This window comes from Pseudomonas sp. 02C 26 (assembly GCF_002843585.1).
Classification (GTDB): domain Bacteria; phylum Pseudomonadota; class Gammaproteobacteria; order Pseudomonadales; family Pseudomonadaceae; genus Aquipseudomonas; species Aquipseudomonas shirazensis.
In genome coordinates, this window is sequence record NZ_CP025262.1 from 1,913,868 (window position 1) to 1,936,522 (window position 22,655).

At 63.6% G+C, this 22,655-nt stretch carries 16 protein-coding genes; 8 read left to right on the forward strand and 8 right to left on the reverse strand.

Translation table 11 applies throughout. The features are described from left to right. The first annotated feature begins 28 nt into the window (after positions 1-28). From CXQ80_RS08730 to CXQ80_RS08745, 4 genes are all read left to right on the forward strand, one after another. Positions 29-1,063 carry an acyltransferase gene (locus tag CXQ80_RS08730; RefSeq protein ID WP_101318485.1) on the forward strand — a complete coding sequence of 345 codons (1,035 nt, stop codon included), beginning with the start codon at positions 29-31 and terminating at the stop codon, positions 1,061-1,063. A gap of 58 nt (positions 1,064-1,121) precedes the next feature. After that, complete coding sequence (gene nfuA, locus CXQ80_RS08735) at positions 1,122-1,706, forward strand: Fe-S biogenesis protein NfuA (protein WP_101318487.1); 585 nt, start codon at positions 1,122-1,124, stop codon at positions 1,704-1,706. A gap of 234 nt (positions 1,707-1,940) precedes the next feature. Continuing rightward, the gene (locus CXQ80_RS08740; protein WP_101318489.1) at positions 1,941-2,546 is read left to right on the forward strand and encodes an SCO family protein; all 606 of its coding nucleotides are present in this window, start codon (positions 1,941-1,943) and stop codon (positions 2,544-2,546) included. A 6-nt stretch (positions 2,547-2,552) separates the two neighbouring features. Beyond that, positions 2,553-3,035: a copper chaperone PCu(A)C gene (locus CXQ80_RS08745; protein ID WP_101322982.1), complete on the forward strand. Its 483-nt coding sequence runs from the start codon at positions 2,553-2,555 to the stop codon at positions 3,033-3,035. Between the two features lie 68 nt (positions 3,036-3,103). Here CXQ80_RS08745 and CXQ80_RS08750 read toward each other — a convergent pair whose 3' ends face one another. From CXQ80_RS08750 to CXQ80_RS08785, 8 genes are all read right to left on the reverse strand, one after another. Further along, positions 3,104-3,331, reverse strand: a complete 228-nt coding sequence (locus tag CXQ80_RS08750; protein WP_101318491.1) for a hypothetical protein — start codon at positions 3,329-3,331, stop codon at positions 3,104-3,106. A 60-nt stretch (positions 3,332-3,391) separates the two neighbouring features. Continuing rightward, positions 3,392-4,225, reverse strand: coding sequence for an AraC family transcriptional regulator (locus tag CXQ80_RS08755; protein ID WP_101318493.1), 834 nt, complete (start codon positions 4,223-4,225; stop codon positions 3,392-3,394). Next, the gene (locus tag CXQ80_RS08760) at positions 4,222-4,536 is read right to left on the reverse strand and encodes an AzlD domain-containing protein (RefSeq protein ID WP_101318495.1); all 315 of its coding nucleotides are present in this window, start codon (positions 4,534-4,536) and stop codon (positions 4,222-4,224) included. Before CXQ80_RS08760 ends, CXQ80_RS08755 begins: the two co-directional genes overlap by 4 nt. After that, on the reverse strand, positions 4,533-5,234 hold the full coding sequence (locus CXQ80_RS08765; RefSeq protein ID WP_101322983.1) for an AzlC family ABC transporter permease: 702 nt from the start codon (positions 5,232-5,234) through the stop codon (positions 4,533-4,535). Before CXQ80_RS08765 ends, CXQ80_RS08760 begins: the two co-directional genes overlap by 4 nt. A 92-nt stretch (positions 5,235-5,326) precedes the next feature. Then, the gene (locus tag CXQ80_RS08770) at positions 5,327-5,971 is read right to left on the reverse strand and encodes a hypothetical protein (RefSeq protein WP_101322984.1); all 645 of its coding nucleotides are present in this window, start codon (positions 5,969-5,971) and stop codon (positions 5,327-5,329) included. A gap of 192 nt (positions 5,972-6,163) precedes the next feature. Then, positions 6,164-7,237: a hypothetical protein gene (locus tag CXQ80_RS08775; RefSeq protein WP_101318497.1), complete on the reverse strand. Its 1,074-nt coding sequence runs from the start codon at positions 7,235-7,237 to the stop codon at positions 6,164-6,166. A gap of 35 nt (positions 7,238-7,272) precedes the next feature. Further along, positions 7,273-7,905, reverse strand: coding sequence for a LysE family translocator (locus tag CXQ80_RS08780; protein ID WP_101318499.1), 633 nt, complete (start codon positions 7,903-7,905; stop codon positions 7,273-7,275). Between the two features lie 3 nt (positions 7,906-7,908). Beyond that, positions 7,909-8,685 carry a YqcI/YcgG family protein gene (locus CXQ80_RS08785; protein WP_101318501.1) on the reverse strand — a complete coding sequence of 259 codons (777 nt, stop codon included), beginning with the start codon at positions 8,683-8,685 and terminating at the stop codon, positions 7,909-7,911. Positions 8,686-8,844: 159 nt separating this feature from the next. Between CXQ80_RS08785 and CXQ80_RS08790 the strand changes: the two genes are divergently transcribed. The 4 genes from CXQ80_RS08790 to CXQ80_RS08805 all read left to right on the forward strand — a co-directional run bounded on the left by CXQ80_RS08790 (position 8,845) and on the right by CXQ80_RS08805 (position 22,649). Next, a complete protein-coding gene (locus CXQ80_RS08790; RefSeq protein WP_101318503.1) occupies positions 8,845-9,765 on the forward strand; it encodes a LysR substrate-binding domain-containing protein in 921 nt (306 codons plus the stop codon). A gap of 52 nt (positions 9,766-9,817) precedes the next feature. Further along, positions 9,818-12,178, forward strand: a complete 2,361-nt coding sequence (locus tag CXQ80_RS08795) for a DNA polymerase II (RefSeq protein WP_101318504.1) — start codon at positions 9,818-9,820, stop codon at positions 12,176-12,178. A gap of 91 nt (positions 12,179-12,269) precedes the next feature. Beyond that, positions 12,270-21,521, forward strand: a complete 9,252-nt coding sequence (locus CXQ80_RS08800; RefSeq protein ID WP_101318506.1) for a non-ribosomal peptide synthetase — start codon at positions 12,270-12,272, stop codon at positions 21,519-21,521. A 69-nt stretch (positions 21,522-21,590) separates the two neighbouring features. Then, positions 21,591-22,649 carry a TauD/TfdA family dioxygenase gene (locus tag CXQ80_RS08805; protein WP_101318508.1) on the forward strand — a complete coding sequence of 353 codons (1,059 nt, stop codon included), beginning with the start codon at positions 21,591-21,593 and terminating at the stop codon, positions 22,647-22,649. Positions 22,650-22,655 lie beyond the last annotated feature (6 nt).

Consider the following 22,655-nt stretch of genomic DNA (forward strand, 5'->3'; position numbering starts at 1 on the left):
TGAATGCACCAGGACCACAGGGCATTGCATGTTGTACTCGCTTCAGGCACTTCGGGCGTTCGCCGCCTGGGTGGTGGTTTGCCACCATTTCATGCAGATATTCTTCGACTTCCACGCCAGCGGCCCCGTTGGCGCCCTGCTCGCCGAGCGCGGCGCAGTTGGGGTGGACATCTTTTTTGTGATCAGCGGGTTGGTGATCTACCTGTCGACACGTGACAAGGACATCGTCCCCAGTCAGTTTCTGCTCAACCGCGCGTTGCGCATCATACCCGCCTACTGGTTTTACACCGCTCTGATGGCCCTGCTGCTGTTCGGCGCCAGCCGCTGGATGCCGCATCAGGTGTTCGACTGGCAGCATTTGCTGCTGTCGTTGCTGTTCATCCCGGCAGAAAACCCCGGCGGCTACGGCATGTATCCAACGCTCAATGTGGGCTGGACACTGAATTTCGAGATGTTCTTCTATCTGCTGTTCGGCCTCGCCTTCATGGTACGTCGGCGTCTGCACCTGCTGCTGGTCACGGCCGCGCTGTTGCTGGTCAGCGAAGTTCTGGGGCGGCTGGGGGTGGTCAGCCACTTCTACAACAACGGCATCATCTACGAATTTCTGTTAGGGATCGGCCTGGGCGTGCTCTACCGCCGAGGTCTGATCCGCGAGGGCTTTTGGCTGCCGTTGGCATTGCTGGCGCTGGCCGGGTTTGCTCTATACCGGCTGGATGCGTCGCTGCGCCTGCTGCACTGGGGCCTGCCGAGCGCGCTGGTGGTGCTGGCGTTCATCTCGCTTGAGCCGTATTTCCGTGGCAACCAGCTGCTCAAGATGCTCGGTGACTGCTCCTACTCGGTATATCTGATCCATGTGCTGGTGCTGCATGCTGGCTGGTTCGTCAGCGAGCGTTTTGCACTCAACCCTTATCTGGTCTTCGCCTTCTGCGTGCCGTCCATTGGACTAATGTCGTGGCTGAGCTACCAATGGCTGGAACGCGGCCTGTATCAACGGATGAAGGCCTGGATCGACGCACGTTCGGCGCAGCAGCCAGCCTGGGAGCTATCCCGAGTCAAATGCTAGGACTTTGTTCGGGGCCTGGGTTGGCGTACACTTGCCAGCAAGTCTGTGAGGAACTTCCATGAGCGCTATAACCATTACCGACGCCGCCCATGATTACCTGGCCGATCTGCTCTCCAAGCAGAACACCCCGGGTATCGGCATCCGCGTATTCATTACCCAGCCAGGCACCCAGTACGCAGAGACGTGCATTGCCTACTGCAAGCCGGGCGAAGAGAAGCCAGAGGACACTGCCCTTGGCTTGAAAAGCTTCACGGCCTACATCGACGCCGTCAGCGAACCGTTTCTGGATGACGCGCTGGTCGACTACGCCACCGACCGTATGGGCGGCCAGCTGACCATCAAGGCGCCAAACGCCAAAGTGCCGATGGTCAACGAAGACAGCCCGATCAACGAGCGCATCAACTACTACCTGCAAACCGAGATCAATCCAGGGCTGGCCAGCCACGGTGGCGCAGTGAGCCTGATCGACGTAGTTGACGACGGCATTGCCGTCCTGCAGTTCGGTGGTGGTTGCCAAGGCTGCGGCCAGGCCGACGTGACCCTCAAGGACGGCATTGAGCGCACCTTGCTTGAACGCATTCCTGAGCTCAAGGGCGTGCGCGATGTGACCGACCATACCCAGAAAGAAAACGCCTACTACTGATAGCGGTAGTGGTGCGCAAGCAGACCTGGGCAGCAACGCCCGGGTCGCGCTTCTAGCAACAATCTGTTACTGATTCAACCCCCGCGACAACAGGTCGCAGCCGCGTATTACAAGGGCTGCAGGCCGATCACCGGCTTTGTTGGGTAGATAGCCAACAGAGGTCATGCCAGAATGCCGCGGCTTTTTGACCGGCCCTGCCCAGGGGCTGGCACCTTCCCTGTAAAGGATGGTTCCATGACTGATCTGTTGAGCCGGCGTGCCGTTGTCGCCGGCATGGGCGTACTCGGGCTTGGCCTGTTGGCCGGTTGCAACCCGGCGCGCGGCCTTGATTTCAAGTACGGCAAGAACATGAGCAACGAAATCCTCGGCCGTTCGTTCCGCCTGACCGATAGCCAGGGCAACGTGCGGACCTTGTCGAGCTTCTACGGCACCATGCCGATGATCTTCTTCGGCTTCACCCAGTGCCCGGCCGTGTGCCCGACTGCGCTGGCGCGTGCCGCCCAGATCAAGAAGCTGATGGGCCGCGATGCTGGCTTCTTGCAGGTGGTATTCATCACCCTCGACCCCGAACGTGATACGCCCGAAGTGCTTGACGCCTATGTCAAGGCATTCGACCCATCGTTCACGGCCCTGACCGGTACGCCGGAAGAGATCGCCGCGGTTGCGCGGGAGTTCAAGGTGTTCTACGAAAAGGTCCCCACCGGCGACACGTACACCATCTCCCACTCGTCCACCAGCTACGTCTACGATTCGCGCAGCACACTGCGCCTGAGCCTGGGGCATTCCCTGAATGCCAAGGAATGCACAGAAGACCTGCTTACCCTAATGGAGATCTGCTAAATGGCAATTTCGCTGCAACCGATCAAGCGCGGCCTGGCCGCTCTGGCACTGATGGGCATGGCGCTGCCGGCCCTGGCCGAGACCAGCGTCAGCGATGCCTGGGTGCGAGCAACCGTGCCGCAGCAGCATGCTACCGGCGCCTTCATGGTGCTGACTGCCACCACCGACAGCAAATTGGTCGGGGTCGCTTCGCCAGTAGCCAAGGACGTGCAAGTGCATGAGATGACCATGAACGGTGACGTCATGGGCATGCGCCAGGTCAAGTCGATCGAGCTGCCTGCCGGCAAAGCCGTGAGCCTGGATCCGAACGGCTACCATGTGATGCTGATGGGCTTGCATGAGCAGGTCAAGGAAGGCACCCAAGTGCCGCTGACGCTGACCATCGAAGACGCCAAGGGCGCCAAGCAGACCTTGCAGGTCCAGGCGCCCGTGCGTGGCCTGACAGCCGATGGCAACACTGGTGGCCACGAGCACGCGCATCAGCACTGACAGCTGCCGGAGCTATTCGCTCAGTAAAGAAAGCCGCTCCCTGGAGAGCGGCTTTTTTTTGCCGAGAATCAACCGCGGAAACGTGGCAGCGGGCGGTCGGTCTTCAGCGAGGTCAGCGTTTTGCGCACCTGTGCTTCTTCAGCCTCCAGTGCCCGCAAGCTGTCGCGGATCTTGCCGGCTGCGGGCACATCACCCTGCCGGTCGATCCAAGCGGCAATTTCCTTGCACGCGCTGGTCAAGTGGGTTTGGCGCTGATTCATCAACGTCAGCAGGGTGTTGAGCTCTTTTGCAGACATGGCAGGTTCCTCCGTTCAGCGCTTGAAGTGTAGCAGCGCTGGCAGAATTTGCCGGGCGCCTCAGCGGCTCAGGCAGGCGCTGCGGTAGGCGCCAGGGGTGACGCCGTAGGCCTGCTTGAACTGGCGGTTGAGATGGCTTTGATCGGCAAAGCCCAGGGCGAACGCGGCATCGGCAGCAGCCATGCCACCCTTGAGCAGCTCCCGCGCGCGGGCCAGGCGCCGTTGCTTCAGCCAGCTGTGCGGGGGCAGGCCGGTGGCTCGGCAGAATACCCGGGCAAAGTGAAAGGCAGACAAGTTAACCGCCGCCGCCAACGCTTCCAACGAAGGCGGGTTGGCGAGCTGGCTTTCCAGCAGCTCACGAGCGCGGGCGACAGCCAGCGGCTCACGGCCTGGATCGCGTGGCGCGCTGCACTGGCCGTGCCGCTGGGCCAGGGCCAGCACCGCTTGGCGCCAGGCAGTCTGCTGTTGCAAGGCGCTAGCCCCGGCTTCCGAGAGCTGGTGCAACTGACTGAACGCCGCCGCCAGGGCGGGATCATTGATCACGCTCTGCTGAAAGTAAGGCATGCCCTGGCCGCTCAGTTCCAGCTCGTCGAGCACGCCCGTAACCCGTGCCTGCTCGGGATAAAAGCCCCGATAACGCCAGCCGGTCTCGTGCGCAGTAGCGCCGGTGTGCAGTTCGTCGGGGTTGATCAGGACCATGCTGCCCACCGGCGCCAGGTGCTCGCTGCCACGGTGCCAGAAGCGCTGCGCGCCCGATTCGATCACGGTGAACACATAGCCTTCATGCACATGCGGGGCAAACCGTTGCTGTACATAACGCGCGTGCAGCATCTCGACGTCGCCAAGTGCCGGCGCCTGCCAGAGGTGGGTTTGTTCACGCAGGGGTGTGCTCATGCCAGCCAGCTGCGCAGCAGGAAGAAGATCAACATGCTTACCAGCATGCTCAGCAGCACACTGCGGGTCAACAGCACCAGCGCCACAGCCACCACCGAACCGAGCAGGTACGGATTGGTCAGGCTCAGGTCAAGCTGGTGCTCAGGCAGAAAGATGATTGGCCCGCAGATGGCTGTGAGCATGCCGGGTACGGCAAAACCGAGAAACTGCCGTGCGTTGGAGCTCAGGCGCAGCGGTAAACGCGGTTCGAGAAACGCGTAGCGGTTGAGAAATACCAGCAGGCCCATGCCCAAGATCAACAACCAGATCATGCCCGTGCTCCAGCCAGTTTTTGACAGACAAAGCCTGCACCCATGCCCAGCAACCCTGCTGCAATCAATGCGGTCTCCCAGTGCCAGTAGGTGAACAGCACCGAGCTGAACAGCGATACCAGCACGCACACCAATGCCGGCACGTTGCGCACGGTGGGCGCTATCAGGGCAACGAAGGTGGCGACGATGGAGAAATCCAGGCCCAGTTGGTCCAGGTGCGGGATGTTCTGGCCGAGCACAATGCCGGCCAAGGTAAACAGGTTCCACGCCACGTAGAAGGTCAGGCCAACGCCCAAGGCATACCAGCGGTTGAACTGCTGTTGGTCGTAGTGGCTGGTCAGCGCAAAAAATTCATCGGTGAGCAGGAAACCCAGGCCCAGCCGCCAGCGCAATGGCTGGCCCGACAGCAGCGGGCGCATCGACAGCCCGTAGAGCAAATGCTGGGAGGTCAGCAGCAAGGTCGTGAGCAGGATCGACAGCAGGCTGGCGCCACCCTTGAGCATCCCGATCGCCACCAACTGCGCTGCACCGGCAAACACGATCGCCGACAGGCCTTGGCCTTGCCATGGGCTGAGGTTCGCCTCGATGGCCATCGAGCCTGCCAGCAGGCCCCAGGGAGCAACCGCCAGCGACAGCGGCAGGCTGGCAATGGCACCGTGGAGAAAGGCGTGGCGAGTGATTGGCTGACTGCTGGGCATGATGACGGCTGCAAACAACAAGGCAGCGCAGCATGGCAGAACAGCTCAAGGCTGGCTTGAACGATCTTGCTCGTCTAAGGCCAGCCTGTGCTTCAGCGATTGCTGGTCAGGCGTTGCTGCGCAGCGGCGCAGCCGTTGATCTCTACTGCCTTCTGCAACAGTGTCTGCCGATGCTGCGGGTCCAGATCACCCAGCAACCGATAGACCTCGGCCTGATAATCGCGCTGCCGCCCCCATTGCATCTGCAACCCTTGTGGCTGGCTGCGGTTACAGGCCAGGCGCACAGCGGGTTGCGGGTAGTACTGCGCGTACAACGTGGCCATGTTGGGGATGGCTTCCATCGCGTCGCGATACGCCGGGCTGGCGTTGTACGGTGGGCACCAGGTCGAAATGGCCGGCGCGGGCGGGGCAAAGCCCTGCTGCAGGCTGGCCTCGAGCAAGGGGCAGGCGGCGTCGGGAATCTGCGCGGCAGGCAGGTAGGTCATGTAATACAGCGCCAGCCGGTATTGCGCCACCGGATGCCCCAGCGCCACCGACTTTTTCAGCAACGCCACCGCGGTCGGCAGGGTCTGCGCCAGTGCCTGGCCTTGGCGGCTCAGCTCGGGGTCGCTGTCGGCAACCGAGCGCAGCGGCGAGGGACTGTCGCTCACGCTGTCGGCTTGCTCGAGCAGCGGCAAGGCCTGCCGGTAGAGCAGATCAGCGTGCGGGTCGATCTGGCTCTCAAGCGCGTCTGCCATGGGCGCAGCCAGGGCGATGAGCAGAGGCGAGAACAGGACAGCACGCGTGACGATTGAACGTGGCGTGCCGCTGTTGGCAGCGTTGGAGCTTCGATGTTCTTTGCAGATGCGCATATGCCTCGGTAAATCACAGCGATGACCGGCTATTCTAGCCATCCCGAGGCCCATGCCGATAGACCATGGCCGCGTTTATCAGACGAGCTTGATCGGCGTCACCTTGCGCAGGCGTTGTTTATCCTGCGCCAGGCCCAGCTTGGCAGTGATCACCTTGGCCAAGGTATTGTTCCCCAAGTCATTGAAATGCAAGCGATCTACGAACAGTGACTGGGCGAATACCGGTGAGCTGTCGAGCATGCAATTCATGTCATAACAGGCGACAGAATCGGCTTGGTTCTTGATCCGGCGAAAGAATGCCGAGTGCCGTTCGGCATCGAAAACGCCCGCCAGCAACTGATCGAACGGTACCGGCTGCTGCTGCAAAGCATCAAGCCTGGCCTGCTCAGCTGCGGGCACCGTATCGCGGCACCAGGGCAGCAGCGGCTGCAAGATGAAGGTGAGGGTGGCATGGCTGTCGGCCAGCAAGCGGTCCCACTGGCGCAAGGTGCGTCCAATACAGTCGGCAGCGCGCATCAGGCGCTTGTCCGCAGGCGGCAGCGACCAGCTCAAGGCAGGCTGCTCGCGGCGTGGCACCAACGCCTGGCGCAAGCGTTGCCAGAGCGAATCGACGCCTTTGCAGGGCGGTGCCTGCAAGGTCTCATTGAAGCTGTTCAGGTATGCCTGACGCGGGTCGGAACCCGTGGCCAGTAACTCGCTGAGGGCCTCCTGGGCCAACGTGTTGAGCCCGCTGAGGATCACCACATGGCCGATCTTGCCCAGCCGATGCTGGTGTGTAAGGAACAGCAGCAGCTCTTGCGTAGCACTCAGCCCGCAGCCAGCCAGGCTCAGCCAGACCTCACCGGTGAGCGCCGACAGGTGCGAGGCAACCGTAGCGTCATCGCCGCTCGCGCCTATGCCAAAAGCGGTCGAGCCGCCCACCAGCAGGTTGACTCGCGCCGTACTGCCACGTTCGGCGGGTGAGTAGCGCTTGCCCGCCCAGTGGCTATAGCGCAAGCCCAATGAATCGGTATTGATGGTGTCCGAGCGATAACCCCGTTCGTGCATGTACAGGGTTTGCGGCAAACGCCGGCTGCCCAGCTGCATAAAGCGCTGGTAGTCCAGTTGCAAAGGAAGCAGTTGGCCGTCCGTGGCGCTATCGATCAGGCTCATCAAACCTCCTCACTCGGTCAGCAGGCGTGTGCGGCTCAGGCCGTCAGTTCCTTCAGGTTGTAAAGCAGGCCGACCGCTGCAATCAGCAGCAGCGCTACGCCGGAGGCAAGGCTGATCATGCGGCTGCTGCGCTGCGAAGCGATCCTGCCGATGGCGAAGATATACAGACTGAGTACGGCGAAATCGATGGCGATCCACAGCAGCGACAGCACCACCATGCTCTTGCCGAACGACTCGGTGATCTGGATGAACTGCGGGAAGAACGAGATGAAGAAGATGATGTCCTTGGGGTTGGAAATGCCCACCATGAACCCCTGCAGCAAGCCGCCGCGGGCCGGTTGCGGCGTTTCTGCCACGGCTGGCGCTGTAGCCGTAGGCGGTTGCAGTGCCTCGCGCAGAGTCGCCACGGCGATGTAGCCGATGAATAGGCAACCGAGCAGGCTCATGCCGTTGAGCCAGGCCTTGTCGATGGCGGCGCTGGTCATGATGATCCAGGCCGCAGCGCCGATCAGGACCAGTGATGCCCAGTTGGTACCGATGGCCGTGAACAGCGCCTTGCGTGAGCCGGACGCTGCAGCAGTGTTGACGATCAGGGCGACGACTGGGCCGGGGGTGGCGATCAGCAGCAGCACGGTCAGGGCATAGGTGGCAGTCAGGGCGGTATTCACGATTCAGTTCTCGATCAGTGTGTCGGGTGCCTTGTGGGCATGGAAAGGGCAGCGCGACGGGTTCAGCGACCCCTGCTCCTGCAACTGGTACTGCTTCCATTCAAAATTGTCGTCTTGGCCGAAGTACCCCAGCGAGTCAGGCACGACACCGTCGTTGTAGTGGCTGACCCGTTCACGAATCCGCGCGCGAATGCGCTGACCGCTCTCGGTCTGGGCACTCGCGACTTCTTCGAAGCTCTCGCGGGGGTTGATCACGAAGACCATGCTGTCGCCCAGGTTGCGGCTCTTCATCAGCCGGTGCGCCGGGAAGTTCATGTTGATGAACAGCGGCATGCCGGCGAAGCAGAACGACCATTGATTATCGTGCGGGTCGCCCGGCACGTCCTGAGGCCAGGGCTGCGGGTCGCGGGCATGCACGCCTTGCAGCACTTTCCAGGCCAGCGCCTGCTGCTCGTCGAGGCTGCCGCCAGGGGCGGTTTCGATGAATACCAGCAGCGGGGTGCCGATGCGTTGCTTGCGAGGTATCGGTTCGATGGTGCGCACGTAGTCGGTCAAGCCCTTGGCCATGTCATCAGCCATGTGCTCAGCACGGGCGAAGACAATGTGACACGTCTTGGCACCGACCGCCTTGCGGCCAAACAAACAAGGAAATTCAGGATTGGCGAGAATTGCGCGAAAGTGTTCTATGGTTTTGAAGGTCCAGTGACTCGTATTCTGGACATGTTCGGCGGCCAGCTCTAGCGCATCCAGGCGATAGCAGTTTCCATATCCCGTAAACATGGTTTCCCCAGACGTTCTAATGATCATTTCTGCCTAGCTAAGGCTGATTAGCTCTATGTATTTATGGTTTACAGGCATTTTCTGAGATGCGCCCAGCGTTGTAAAACGCCTGGATTTATGACCTACTATTAGTCTCACTCATGCTGCGGACGGCCATAGATGTCAGAACGGATTCAAGCACTGCATGCCCTGCGCGCTTTTGAAGTGGCTTCGCGCTACGGCTCATTCACTCGTGCAGCCGAAGAGCTGGCCCTGACCCAGGGCGCCGTCAGTCATCACATCAAGACCCTTGAGTCGATGTTTGGCTGCAGCCTGTTCGAACGACGCGGGCCCAAGCTGCGCCTGACCGAACATGGCCGCTTGCTGGCGCAGGAGCTCAAGGTCGGCTTCAAGATCATCGAAAACGCCTGCGCCTTGCTGCGTCAGGATCGCTATGGCTTGCGCCTGAAAGCACCGTCGACGCTCACCGTACGTTGGCTATTGCGCGCGCTGGATGGCTTCAAGAAGGTGGAAAACAGCTGCAGCGTGCAGCTGTCGAGCGTGTGGATGGACATCGATAGCGTCGATTTTTATTCAGAACCGTACGACTGCGCGATTCTTCTGGCCAACGGTCGTTTCCCTGCCGACGTCGAGGGCTTCAAGCTGTTCGACGAGTGGCTGATTCCGGTCTGCCACCCCGATTACCTGCAAGACCCCAACCCGGATCTGGCCATACTCAGTCAGTGCGACTTCCTGCACCCCTCGACCGACCGGCGTGACTGGCGGCGCTGGCTGGCGCGGATGGACGCATTGCACATCAGCATCGACCAGGGGCAGGTGTTCGACACCCTTGATCAAGGTATTTCCGCCGCCCAGCAAGGCCTGGGCATCTCGGTAGTGGACCTGGTGCTGGCCAGCGCCGACGTCGCTGCCGGGCGCCTGGTGATGCCGTTCAAGCACGCCGTGGCAACCGGCGACGGCTATTACATGACCTGGCTCAAGGCCAGCCCCAAGGCTCGGCAGATGCTGCGGCTGCGCGATTTTCTGCTGGCCCAGGTGCCGCCGCTGGTGTCCAAGGAGATCAACTACCTCTACGGCTGACGCAACAAGGTAGAATCCCTGCTCAGCACGCCGTATCACAGAGGTCATCGCAGTGGAGTTGCAGCAGGGCTTTGTCCTCACCCGACATTGGCACGATACGCCCGAAGGCACCTGCGTGGAGTTCTGGCTGGCGACCGATCAGGGCCCGCGCCAGCTGCGTCTGGCGCCGCAGGAATCGGTGGCGTTCATCCCTGAGCGGTTCGCCGCCCACGCCCGCGCAGTGCTCAAGGGCGAGCAGGGTGCTGAGCTCAAACCACTGCGCTTGCGCGACTTCGAGCAACGCCCGGTGCTGGGCCTGTACTGCCGCCAACATCGCCAGCTGATCCAGCTTGAGCACCGTCTGCGCAGCGCTGGTATCGATGTATACGAAGCGGATATCCGTCCACCGGAACGCTACCTGATGGAGCGCTTCATTACCGCGCCGGTGCTCTTCAGCGGCCAGCCGGATGCCCACGGCGTGCTCTGCAACGGTCAGCTCAAGCCGCACCCCGATTACCGCCCGCCGTTGCGCCTGGCCTCGCTGGACATCGAAACCACCGAGCGTGGGGAGTTGTACAGCATTGCCATCGAGGGCTGCGGCCAGCGTCAGGTGTACATGCTCGGGCCGGCCAATGGCGACTACAGCATCGTCGACTTCGATCTGCACTACTGCGCCGACCGCGCGCAACTGCTGCACTGCCTCAATCAATGGATGGCCAGCCACGACCCAGATGCGATCATCGGCTGGAACGTGCTGCAGTTCGATCTGCGCTTGCTGCACGAGCACGCCGCGCGCTTGCAGGTGCCGCTGCTGCTTGGCCGTAACGGCGCACCACTGACCCTGCGCGCACACCCCGAGCGCAACCATGTGTTCGTCGAGGCGCCGGGCCGCTTGTTGATCGACGGCATCGAGGCGCTGCGTTCGGCGACCTGGAGCTTCCCTTCATTCAGCCTGGAGAACGTCGCCCAGACCCTGCTCGGCGAAGGCAAGGCGATCGATACGCCGTACCAGCGCATGGACGAAATCAACCGCATGTTCGCCGAGGACAAGCCGGCCCTGGCCCGGTACAACCTCAAGGACTGCGAGCTGGTCACGCGGATTTTCGCCCATACCCGCCTGCTCGAATTCCTCCTGGAACGCGCCAGCGTCACCGGTCTGCCGGTGGACCGCAGCGGTGGCTCGGTCGCGGCGTTCTGCCATTTGTACATTCCGCACATGCACCGGATGGGGTTTGTCGCGCCAAACATGGGCAGCCAGCCGGACACTGCCAGCCCTGGGGGCTTTGTCATGGACTCGCGCCCCGGCCTGTATGACTCGGTGCTGGTGCTCGACTACAAGAGCCTGTACCCGTCGATTATCCGCACCTTTCTGATCGACCCGGTCGGGTTGGTCGAAGGGCTCAGCCAGCCCGATGACGAGCACTCGGTCGAGGGTTTTCGCGGCGCACGTTTTTCCCGCACCCGGCATTGCCTGCCAGCCATCGTCGAGCGCGTCTGGCAAGGCCGGGAAGCGGCCAAGCGCGACGGTAACGCGGCACTCTCGCAAGCCTTGAAGATCATCATGAACGCCTTTTACGGCGTGCTCGGCTCCAACGGTTGCCGCTTCTTCGACACGCGCCTGGCCTCGTCGATCACCCTGCGTGGCCACGAAATCATGCGCCAGACCCGCGCCCTGATCGAGGCCGAGGGTTACGACGTTATTTATGGTGACACCGACTCGACCTTCGTCTGGCTCAAGCACGCCCACGACGAGCAGGCGGCGGCGAGCATCGGCAAGGCGCTGGTGGCCAAGGTCAACCAGTGGTGGCGCGAGCACCTGCGTCAGAGCCTGAACCTCGACTGTGCACTCGAGCTGCAATACGAAACCCATTACCAGCGTTTTCTGATGCCGACCATCCGCGGCGCCGAGGAGGGCAGCAAGAAGCGCTACGCAGGCCTGGTGCAGGGCGCCGATGGCGAGCTGCAGATGATCTACAAGGGCCTGGAGTCGGTGCGCACCGACTGGTCGCCACTGGCCCGGCAGTTTCAGCAAGGGCTGTATGAGCGGATCTTTCGCAACCAACCTTATCGTGACTATCTACGCGATTACGTACAGCGCACCCTCGCTGGCGCGCAGGACGAGCTGCTGATCTACCGCAAGCGTCTGCGCCGGCCGCTGGCCGATTACCAGCGCAACGTGCCGCCGCACGTGCGTGCGGCGCGTCTGGCCGATGACTTCAATGCGCGGCTGGGCCGTCCCAAGCAGTACCAGCGCGGCGGCTGGATCAGCTATGTGATCACTACAGCAGGCCCCGAACCGCTGGAAAACCTGCAGTCGCCGATCGACTACGAGCACTACCTGAGCCGCCAACTGCAACCGGTGGCGGACGCGATCCTGCCGTTTGTCGGTGACGATTTCAACGCCCTGACTGGTCGCCAGCTGATGCTGTTCTGAGCCCGCACGGGCGCTAATTTTTCCTCGTTGCATTCGTTCTATAGGGATGGTTCGCCACCGCCCCACGCCTATAGATTCGGATGCCCACACAATGAATGCTGAAGACGCCCTGAAACTCGCTCGTCGCTTTATTGGCCTGCCGGTGGAGAAACGTCAGCTGTTTCTCGCTGCATTGGCCCGCGAAGGGGTGGATTTTGCCCAGTTTCCGATCCCGGCCGACGTGCCCGCCGAGGATCGCCAGGCGTTGTCCTATGCCCAGCGGCGCATGTGGGTGTTGTGGCAACTGGACCCGCACAGCGGCGCCTATAACCTGCCCGGTGCAGTGCGGCTCAAAGGGGCGCTGGACATCAACGCGCTGGAGCGCGCCTTCGCCAGCCTGATCGAGCGGCATCAGACCCTGCGCACTGTATTCCGGCGCCGTGATGACGACAGCGTGCAGCAGGTGCCCGCCGAGCAGCCGCTGCACATCGTTCATCAGGACTTTTCGGCGCTGGCCATTGATGCGCGCGAGCAGGCGGTACGAGAGGCAGCCGAAGCCCAGGCGGTGCAGCCCTTCGACCTTGAGCAAGGCCCACTGCTGCGGGTCAGCCTGCTGCGTCTGGCCAGCGACGAGCACGTGTTGCTGCTGACCCTGCACCACATCGTCTCCGATGGCTGGTCGATGAACGTGTTGATCGAAGAATTCACTCGTTGCTACGACGCTTTCGCGCTGGGCAAGAATCCTGCGCTGGCGCCGTTGCCGGTACAGTACGCCGACTATGCCCTGTGGCAACGACGCTGGCTCGAGGCGGGTGAGCAGGCGCGTCAGCTAAGCTATTGGCAGGAAGCGCTCGGCAACGAGCACGATCCGCTTGAACTGCCCACCGATCATCCACGCCCGGCGCTGCCAAGCCAGCGCGGCCGGCGCCTGGAATTCGCCATCGACACAGCGTTGGCCGACGGCCTGCGCGAACTGGCCCGCCAGCACAACGTGACCTTGTTCATGCTGCTGCTCGGCGCCTTCAACGTGCTACTGCTGCGCTACACCGGGCAAACCGACCTGCGTGTCGGCGTACCGATCGCCAACCGCAACCGCAGCGAGATCGAAGGCCTGATCGGCTTCTTCGTCAATACCCTGGTGCTGCGCACTCAAGTCGACGCCCTGCAGCCATTCGCCAGCTTGCTGCAAGCGGTCAAGGAGCGCGTGCTCGGGGCCCAGGCGCATCAGGATCTGCCTTTCGAACAGTTGGTCGAAGCGCTGCAGCTGGAGCGCAGCCTGAGCCACACGCCGCTGTTTCAGGTGATGTACAACCACCAGCCGCACGTAGCCGACATGGCCAGCCTGCAAACGGCCTCGGGCGTGAGCCTGAGTGCGGTGCAGTGGCAGAGCCGCACCACTCAGTTCGACCTGACTCTGGATACCTATGAGCAGGGCGGGCAACTGCGCGGCGCCCTTACGTATGCGGATGAACTGTTCGACGCCGCCACTATTGCGCGCATGGCCAAACACTTCACCGGCCTGCTGGCAGCGCTCGTGGCCGACCCAAATCAGCGCGTTGGCGAGCTGGCGCTGCTGGCGGATGAAGAACACGACACCCTGATCAGCGGCTGGAACCAGACCGCCCAGGCCTATCCGCTGGATCAGTGCCTGCACAGCCTGATCGGCGAGCAGGTGCAGCGCACGCCAGATGCGCCGGCCGTGCGTTTCGCCGAACAGACCCTGAGCTACGTGGCCCTCGAACGCCGCGCCAACCAGCTGGCCAACCTGCTGCGTGAGCGCGGAGTTGGCCCGGATGTGCTGGTCGGGGTATGCCTGGAGCGCTCGCTGGAGATGGTCGTGGCCCTGCTGGCCATCCACAAGGCCGGCGGTGCCTACGTGCCGCTTGACCCGGAATACCCGCAGGAACGCCTGCACTACATGATCGACGACAGTGCCGTGCGCCTGTTGCTGACTCAGCGTGCGTTGCGGCCTTTGCTTGAAGGGCAGGCCGGCCTGCAGACGATCGATCTGGATCAGCCGCAAGGCTGGCTCGATGGCTACTCCGAGCAAGCACCGCTGTCGCAGACCTTGCCCCAGCACCTGGCCTACGTGATCTACACCTCAGGCTCCACCGGCAAACCCAAAGGCGCGGGCAACAGCCATGCGGCGCTGGTCAACCGGCTGTGCTGGATGCAGCAGGCCTATGCACTGACCAGCAGCGATGTGGTCCTGCAGAAAACCCCGTTCAGTTTCGACGTGTCGGTGTGGGAGTTCTTCTGGCCGCTGCTGACCGGCGCCTGCCTGGTGGTCGCTGCACCCGGTGCGCATCGCGACCCCGAGCGGCTGATCGAAACCATCGTCGACAACGGCGTGACCACCCTGCATTTCGTGCCTTCGATGCTGCAGGCATTTATCCATGAATACGGCGTCGAGGCCTGCCAGAGCCTGCAGCGCATTGTCTGCAGCGGCGAGGCACTGCCGCTGGAAGCGCAGCAGCAGGTTTTTGCCCGCTTGCCGCAGGCTGCGCTGTACAACCTCTACGGGCCGACCGAAGCAGCCATCGATGTCACGCACTGGACCTGCATCGACGAAGGCGCGCTGGCCGTGCCGATTGGTCAGCCGATTGCCAACCTGCGCACCCTGGTGCTGGATGCCCAACTGCAACCGGTGCCGGCAGGTGTTGCCGGCGAGCTGTACCTGGGCGGGATCGGCCTGGCGCGCAGCTATCATCGCCGCCCCGGGCTGACCGCCGAGCGCTTCGTCGCCTGTCCGTTCGTTGCCGGTGAGCGGCTGTATCGCACCGGTGACCGGGTCCGCCAGCGCCGCGACGGGGTGATCGAATATCTGGGCCGCTTCGACCATCAGGTCAAACTGCGTGGCCTGCGCATCGAGCTGGGCGAGATCGAGACGCGCCTGATGCAGCAGCCGCAGGTCGATGAGGCGGTCGTGCTGGTGCAGGAAGGCAAACACCTGGTGGCGTATCTGGTACTTGCTCAGGAGCCACAGGAGGGCTGGCAGGCCCAGCTCAAGAATGCGCTGCTCGAATGCCTGCCCGAGTACATGGTGCCGACCTACTGGCTGGCATTGGACCAGCTGCCCGTGACTGCCAACGGCAAGCTCGACCGCAAAGCCTTGCCACTGCCGGAGGCGGCGGCGCAGCAAACCTACGTGGCCCCGCAGGACGAACTGCAACGGTTGCTGGCCGGGATCTGGCAGGACGTGCTCGGCCTGGCCCAGGTGGGCCTGGAAGACAATTTCTTCGAGCTTGGCGGCGACTCCATCGTCTCCATTCAGGTGGTCAGTCGCGCGCGTCAGGCCGGCGTGCGGCTCAAGCCGCGTGACCTGTTCCAGCATCAGACGGTGCGTAGCCTGGCCCAGGTCGCGGTGCGCGACAGCCAAGGCCAGCAAGAGCAGGGGCCAGCAACCGGCGACGTACAGCTGACGCCGATCCAGCACGCGTTTTTCGCGCTGGACATGCCGCAGCGCAGTCACTGGAACCAGTCGCTGCTGTTGAGCCCGCGTGAACCGGTGCAAGCCGAAGTGCTCGCGCAAGCCTTGCAGCTGCTGCTGGCCCAGCACGATGCGCTGCGCCTGCGTTACACCGCGCAGACGCAAGGCTGGCAGCAGGCGTATGCGCCGGTCAGCAGCGCTCGAGTCCTGGAATCCGCGCAGGTAACCGACACCGCCCAACTGGCAGCACTCTGCGATGGGGTGCAGTGCAGCCTCGATCTGCAGGCAGGGCCACTGCTGCGTGCGCTGTTGGTAGAGCTGCCTGATGGCGAGCAACGCTTGCTGCTGGTCATTCACCACCTGGTGGTCGATGGAGTGTCCTGGCGGGTGCTCCTCGAAGACCTGCAACTGGCTTATCAGCAATTGGCCGCCGGCCAACCAGCCAGGCTGCCGGCCAAGACCAGCAGCTATCAAGCCTGGGCCGCGCGCCTGCAGCAGCACGTACCGGCTGTGCTCGATCAGCTGCCGTACTGGCTTGCCCAGCATCAAGACATCGCCGAACTACCGTGCGACCGCCCCCACGGCGCCCTGACCAATCAACTGCAGCGCAAGGTCGAAGCGCGCCTGTCGCGGGAGGCCACCCGGCAACTCTTGCAAGTCGCCCCGGCGGCTTACCGCACCCAGGTCAACGACCTGCTGCTGACCGCTCTGGCGCGCCTGCTGCAACGCTGGACGGCGCAATCAGGCTGCCTGATCCAGCTCGAAGGCCATGGCCGCGAAGACCTTGGCGATGACCTCGACCTGACCCGCAGCGTCGGCTGGTTCACCAGCCTGTTCCCGGTGCGCCTGCAAGTCCCGGCCGACTGGCCGGGTTCGATCAAGGCGGTCAAGGAGCAGTTGCGCCGGGTGCCCGGCAAGGGTCTCGGGTATGGCCTGCTGCGTTACCTCGCCGAGCCTGCCGTCGGCGCCCAACTGGCCGCGCTACCAGCGCCGCGGGTGACCTTCAACTACCTGGGCCAATTCGATGGCCAATTCGACCAGGCGGCGCTGTTCGCCCCGGCCAGCGAACGCAGCGGCCAGGCGCAGGACCCTCAAGCGCCGCTGGCCAACTGGCTGACCGTTGAAGGCCAGGTGTATGCCGGGGAGCTGGCCTTGCAGTGGGGCTACAGCAGCGCCATGTATGACGATGCCAGCATCCAGCAACTGGCTGACGGTTATCTGCAGGAGCTGCACGCGCTGATTGCCCACTGCCTGCAAGTACCGGCCGGGCAGGTGACGCCCTCGGACTTCCCGCTCGCCAGCATCAGCCAGGCGCAGCTCGATCAGTTGCCGGCCAGCGCCGATCAGGTCGAAGACCTGTACCCGCTGGCGCCGATGCAGCAAGGCATGCTCTTTCACAGCCTGTACCAGCCGGCAGACGGCGCTTACGTCAACCAGATGCGCCTGGACATCGCCGGCCTCGACGTCGAGCGCTTCCGTCAGGCCTGGCAAGCTGCGCTGGATCATCACCCGATCCTGCGCAGCAGCATCCATTGGCAGGGCCTTGAGCACGCGCATCAGTTGGTCCATCGCCAGCTGCAACTGCCGCTGACGTTGCTCGAAGCGGGTGAACATGACCTTGACCAGTTGGCCGCCGCCGAGCGCGCGCTGGGCTTCGATCTGGCTCGCGCGCCATTGCTGCGCCTGAGCCTGGTGCCGACCGGTAGCGGCGACTGGCACCTGATCTACACCAGCCACCACATTCTGCTCGACGGCTGGAGCAACGCCAGCCTGCTGGCTGAGGTGCTCGGCCGTTATGCAGGCATACAGCCGAGCGCTGCACCAGGGCGTTACCGCGACTATCTGGCCTGGCTGCAGGGGCGCTCTGCTGAAGCTGCCAAGGCCTACTGGCAAGTCAACCTGGCAGCGCTGGAGCAGCCGATCCTGCTCGCCGAAAGCCTGCGCCGACCGGCGCACGGCAGCGGCTACGGGCAGCTGCTGACCGAGCTCGAGCCCGTGCAGACCGAGGCGCTGAAGGCGTTCGCCCGCGCCCATAAAGTCACCCTCAACACCTTGCTGCAAGGCGCCTGGGCGGTGTTGTTGCAGCGTTACAGTGGGCAAGCGTGCGTAGCCTTCGGCGCCACCGTGGCTGGACGCCCGGCCGAGTTGCCGGGCATCGACGCGCAGCTAGGGCTGTTCATCAATACCTTGCCGATCGTCTGCCAGCCGCACCCGCAGCACAGTGTGGCGCAGTGGCTGCAGGCCTTGCAGTCGCACAACCTGGCGCTGCGCGAGTTTGAGCATGTGCCGCTGTACGAGATCCAGGCCTGGGCTGGACAGCAGGGCAACGCGCTGTTCGACAGCCTGCTGGTATTCGAAAACTTCCCGGTGGCCGAGGCCTTGAGCCAGGCTGACAGCAGCGGGTTGCGCATGCGCAACCTGAGCAACCACGAGCAGACCAGCTATCCGCTGACCCTCGGCATCGAACTGGGGGCGACCCTGCGCCTGGACTTCAGCTACGATCTGGCGCGGTTCAGCAGCGAGCAAGTAGCCGGGTTGTGCAGCCAATTGCGCCACCTGCTTGAGCAGTTTGTGGCCGCTCCGCAAGGCGTGCTCGGCAACCTGACCCTGCTTGATCACACCGGCCAGCACAACCTGCTGCAACGCCAGGGCGGCAGCTGCATGGCGCTGCGTGATCAAGCGCTGGTGCATCAGCGTATCGCTGCTCAGGCCGCCAGCACGCCTGGAGCATTGGCGGTGTGGACCTCGGCAGCAAGCCTTGACTATGCCAGCCTCAACCAACAGGCCAACCGCCTTGCCCATTGCCTGATCGAATCCGGCGTCGGCCCCGGCCAACGCGTCGGCTTGGCACTGCGGCGTACCCCGCAGTTGATCGTCAGCCTGCTGGCAGTGCTCAAAAGTGGTGCCGCCTATGTGCCGCTCGACCCCAGCTACCCGGACGAGCGCTTGCTGTTCATGGTCGAGGACAGCCGTCTCGACCTGTTGCTCAGTGAGGGTGGGCTGCTTGCTAATCTGGCACTGCCGGCTGGCTTGACGCGGCTGCAACTCGACGCGCTGGGCGATCAGCTGGCCAACGCATCAACGCTGGACCCGGCGAACCGCGCTTGTCCTGAGGACCTCGCTTACGTCATCTACACCTCAGGCTCCACCGGCAAACCCAAGGGCGTGGCGATTGCCCATGCGGCCCTGCGCGAGTTCTGCGAAAGCGCCGCTGACTATTCCCGACTTGCCGCCAGCGACCGCGTCCTGCAGTTCGCCACGTTCAGCTTCGACGGCTTTGTCGAGCAGTGCTACCCACCCTTGAGCGTCGGCGCGGCGCTGATCATGCGCGATGACCAGCCGTGGTCGGTCGAGCAGTTGGCCGAGGTGTTGGTCGAGCAGGGCGTGACCCTGGCCGACTTGCCCGCTGCCTACTGGCATCTGTTGGCCAAGCTGTGTGCCAGCGAAGGCCGCAGCCTGGGGCGGTTGCGCCAGGTGCACGTCGGCGGCGAGGCGATGTCGGTCGAGGGCTTGCGCCTGTGGCATGCGGCCGGGCTGGGCGCGGTGCGCCTGGTCAATACCTACGGCCCGACCGAGGCGACGGTGGTGTCCAGCGTGCATGACTGCCAGTTGGCCGACGCCAGTGCCGTATATGGCGTGCCCATTGGCCAGGCGATTGCCGGGCGCAGTTTGCGCATTCTTGATGCTGGCGCCGAGCTGCTGCCGGCCGGCGCAACCGGAGAGCTGTGGATTGGCGCTGCGGCGAGCCTGGCACAGTGTTATTTCGACCGCCCGGCGCTCACCGCCGAGCGCTTCTTGCCCGACCCGTTTGCCAGCGAGCCCGGCGCGCGGCTGTACCGCAGCGGCGACCTAGTGCGCTACAACCCGTCAGGTGCTATCGAATACGTCGGCCGCATCGACCACCAGGTGAAGATCCGTGGTTTTCGCATCGAGCTTGGCGAAATCGAAGCGCACCTCGCGGCTCAGCCCGCCGTGCGCGAGGCAGTGGTCGTAGCGCTGCCAGCCCGCCATGGCCTGCAACTGGTGGCCTATGTGGTGCCAGTCGATGACCTGGAGGCGCTGGCCGTGCCAGCGCAGGATGACCTGCGCGGCGTTATTCAAGCCGCGTTGAAAGCCGATTTGCCGGACTACATGCAGCCCAACCAGCTGATCCTGCTGGCGCGCCTGCCGCTCAACCCCAACGGCAAGCTCGACCGCAAGGCGCTGCCCGCGCCGCAGGCCGTCAGCCACAGCCAGGCGCTGCCGCAGACCGATCTACAGCGCCGTGTTGCCGCCATCTGGCAGTCGGTGCTGGACGTGGCGCAGGTCGGCCTCGGCGATAACTTCTTTGCCCTCGGCGGCCACTCGCTGCTGGCCACGCAGGTGATCAGCCGGGTGCGTCAGGAGCTGGGCGTACAGCTGGCCCTGCGCAGCCTGTTCGAGGCGGCTACCCTGCAAGACTTTGTCGCCAGCATCGAACACAGCGAGCGCGCCGCGAGCATGCCGGTGCTGCGCCGGGTCGATGAGCGCCAGCCGCAGCTGCAGTCGTTTGCCCAGCAGCGGCTGTGGTTCCTCTGGCAACTCGAGCCGCACAGCTCGATGTACAACATTGCCCGCGCGCTCGAGCTGACCGGCACGCTGGACCCGCGCGCGGTGCGCCAAGCCTTTGACATGCTCGTACAGCGCCATGCAGTGCTGCGCACCACCTATTTCGAAGCCGATGGCGAGCATTGGCAGCAAGTGCATCAGCAGCTGGCGCCGGAATTTGCCTTCACTGATCTGCGTGGCTCAGCCGAAGGGCAGGCTGCGCTCGAGCAGCACCTGCAGAGCGAAGCCCGCCAGCCGTTCGACCTGGTCGACGGCTCGCCGATGCGCGTGCGCCTGCTGCGTCTGAGCGAGCAGCGCCATGTGCTGCTGATCACCCTGCACCATATCGTCGCCGATCATTGGTCGTTTGGTCTGCTGCCGGCGGAGTTCGTCAGCCTGTACCAAGCGGCCCGCAGCGGCAGCCCATCGGCGTTGCCGGAACCACGCCTGCAATACGTCGACTTCGCCGTCTGGCAGCGCGAGTGGCTGGCGGCCGGTGAACTCGAGCGGCAGCTGGCCTACTGGCGCGCCCAGTTGGGCGATGACCACCGCTTGACCAGCCTGCCGGCATCGCCTGCACGCCAGGCAGCCTCGGCCAATGCCGCCTATTGCGAGGTGCACGAGTTCCACTTCAGCCCGGCCCTGAGCGAGGCCCTGCGCGAATTCGCCACGGCGCGGGGGGTGACCTTGTACATGCTCCTGCTGGCCGGCTTCAGCGTGGTAGTGGCCCAGCGCAGCGCCAGCAGACGGGTGCGCCTGGGTACCGATGTGGCCAACCGCAACCACGCCGGGGTTGAAGATCTGGTGGGGTTCTTCGTTAACCAGTTGGTACTGCAATTGACGGTCGAGCCACAGGCCAGCGTCAGCCAGTTGCTGGAGGCGGCGCGCAGCACCGTGATTGGCGCTGCCGACCACCAGGACCTGCCGTTCGAGCGCTTGGTGGAAGCCCTGCGAGTTCCGCGCAGGGCAGGGCGTTCACCGCTGTTTGCGATCAAGTTCATCTATCAGGACAGCAGCGATGTGCCGCTGTCGATCGACGGCCTCGGGATCCAGCCATTGCCGGCCGGTAAAGCCGCCGCCGAGCTGGACCTGATCGCCGAGTTCGTCAACGCGCCCGCCGGCATATACCTGGGGCTCAAGTGCGATGCCGGGCTCTACGCCAGTGCCGACATGGCCTGCCTGTTTGGCCAGTTGCAAGGGGTGTTCGAGCACATGCTTGGCGACCCGCAGGCGGCCTTGGCGCAGTTGCTTGAAGGTGCAGCGCAGGTGCAACAGGCGGCCGAGCAACAGGCCCTGGCCGAGCGCCAGGCGCAATTGCAGCAACAGCCGATCCAGCGTCGTCGCCCAGGCCGGGTGGCGGTCGAGTAACGGCGGCAAGGACAGTCAGGCAGGTGCGCGCCAGGGGGCGCCACCTGATACACGAATGGGAGAGGTGCAATGTCGAATTTCGAGTCGCAAGTGATACCGGCGCTGGGCAAGGGGCGGCGCAAGAGCCTCAGCCTGGACCAGTCCAGCCTGGTCACCTTCAGCCCGATGTTCGCCGACCGCCCGCTGCCGCTGGTGTGCACGCCAAGCATGCCCGGGGTCAACCTGATCGAGTGGGCCGGGCAGAACCGCGCCCTGATCGAAAGCAAGCTCGACCAGCATGCGACCTTGCTGTTTCGTGGCTTCAACGTGCCGGATATCCACGCCTTCAACCAGTGCGTCGATGCGATTTCCGGCGGCGCGCTGGAGTACCTGTTCCGCGCCTCGCCGCGCACCCAGATCACCAAGAAGCTCAACGTCTACAGCTCCACCGACTACCCGTCGGCAGAGAAGATTTTCCCGCACAACGAGCACTCCTATTCGCCGGTGTTTCCGCTGCACCTGTACTTCTATTGCGACCAGCCCTCGGCCACCGGCGGCGAGACGCCGTTCGGTGATACCCGGCTGCTGCTCGAACGCATCGACCCGCAGGTGCGCGATGAATTCATCCGCAAGCGCGTGCTCTACGTGCGCAATTACGGCGACGGCATGGGCCTGCCCTGGCAAACGGTGTTCCAGACCGAAGACCGCGCCGAAGTCGAGGCTTACTGCGCCAGGATTGGTATCACACCTGAGTGGAAGCCCGGCAATCGCTTGCGCACCCGCCAACAAGGCCCCGCGGTGGTGCGCCACCCGCGTACGGGCGAAACGGTGTGGTTCAACCACGCCACCTTCTTCAACGCGCTGACCCTGCCCGAGAGCATTCGCGACAGCCTGCTGGCCGAATTCGAACCGCAGGATCTGCCGCAAAACACCTACTTCGGTGACGGCTCGCCGATCCCCGAAGACTACATCCGCCACCTGCAGCAGCTGTACCGCGAGGTGATGGTCGAGTTCCCGTGGCAGCAGGGCGACGTGGTGGTGCTGGACAACATCTTCACCATCCATGCCCGCAACGGTTACAGCGGCCCGCGCAAAATTCTCACCGCAATGGCAATCCCGCTGAAAAGCACCGACGTGGCCATTGGTTAAGGACAT

What these genes read in the sequence shown, in the direction of transcription:
- nfuA (WP_101318487.1), top strand. Translation starts at nt 1,122, where the DNA reads ATGAGCGCTATAACCATTACCGACGCCGCCCATGATTACCTGGCCGAT.
- CXQ80_RS08760 (WP_101318495.1), bottom strand. Translation starts at nt 4,536, where the DNA reads ATGATCTGGTTGTTGATCTTGGGCATGGGCCTGCTGGTATTTCTCAAC.
- CXQ80_RS08750 (WP_101318491.1), bottom strand. Translation starts at nt 3,331, where the DNA reads ATGTCTGCAAAAGAGCTCAACACCCTGCTGACGTTGATGAATCAGCGC.
- CXQ80_RS08765 (WP_101322983.1), bottom strand. Translation starts at nt 5,234, where the DNA reads ATGCCCAGCAGTCAGCCAATCACTCGCCACGCCTTTCTCCACGGTGCC.
- CXQ80_RS08790 (WP_101318503.1), top strand. Translation starts at nt 8,845, where the DNA reads ATGTCAGAACGGATTCAAGCACTGCATGCCCTGCGCGCTTTTGAAGTG.
- CXQ80_RS08730 (WP_101318485.1), top strand. Translation starts at nt 29, where the DNA reads ATGTTGTACTCGCTTCAGGCACTTCGGGCGTTCGCCGCCTGGGTGGTG.
- CXQ80_RS08755 (WP_101318493.1), bottom strand. Translation starts at nt 4,225, where the DNA reads ATGAGCACACCCCTGCGTGAACAAACCCACCTCTGGCAGGCGCCGGCA.
- CXQ80_RS08770 (WP_101322984.1), bottom strand. Translation starts at nt 5,971, where the DNA reads ATGGCAGACGCGCTTGAGAGCCAGATCGACCCGCACGCTGATCTGCTC.
- CXQ80_RS08775 (WP_101318497.1), bottom strand. Translation starts at nt 7,237, where the DNA reads ATGAGCCTGATCGATAGCGCCACGGACGGCCAACTGCTTCCTTTGCAA.
- CXQ80_RS08805 (WP_101318508.1), top strand. Translation starts at nt 21,591, where the DNA reads ATGTCGAATTTCGAGTCGCAAGTGATACCGGCGCTGGGCAAGGGGCGG.
- CXQ80_RS08800 (WP_101318506.1), top strand. Translation starts at nt 12,270, where the DNA reads ATGAATGCTGAAGACGCCCTGAAACTCGCTCGTCGCTTTATTGGCCTG.
- CXQ80_RS08785 (WP_101318501.1), bottom strand. Translation starts at nt 8,685, where the DNA reads ATGTTTACGGGATATGGAAACTGCTATCGCCTGGATGCGCTAGAGCTG.
- CXQ80_RS08740 (WP_101318489.1), top strand. Translation starts at nt 1,941, where the DNA reads ATGACTGATCTGTTGAGCCGGCGTGCCGTTGTCGCCGGCATGGGCGTA.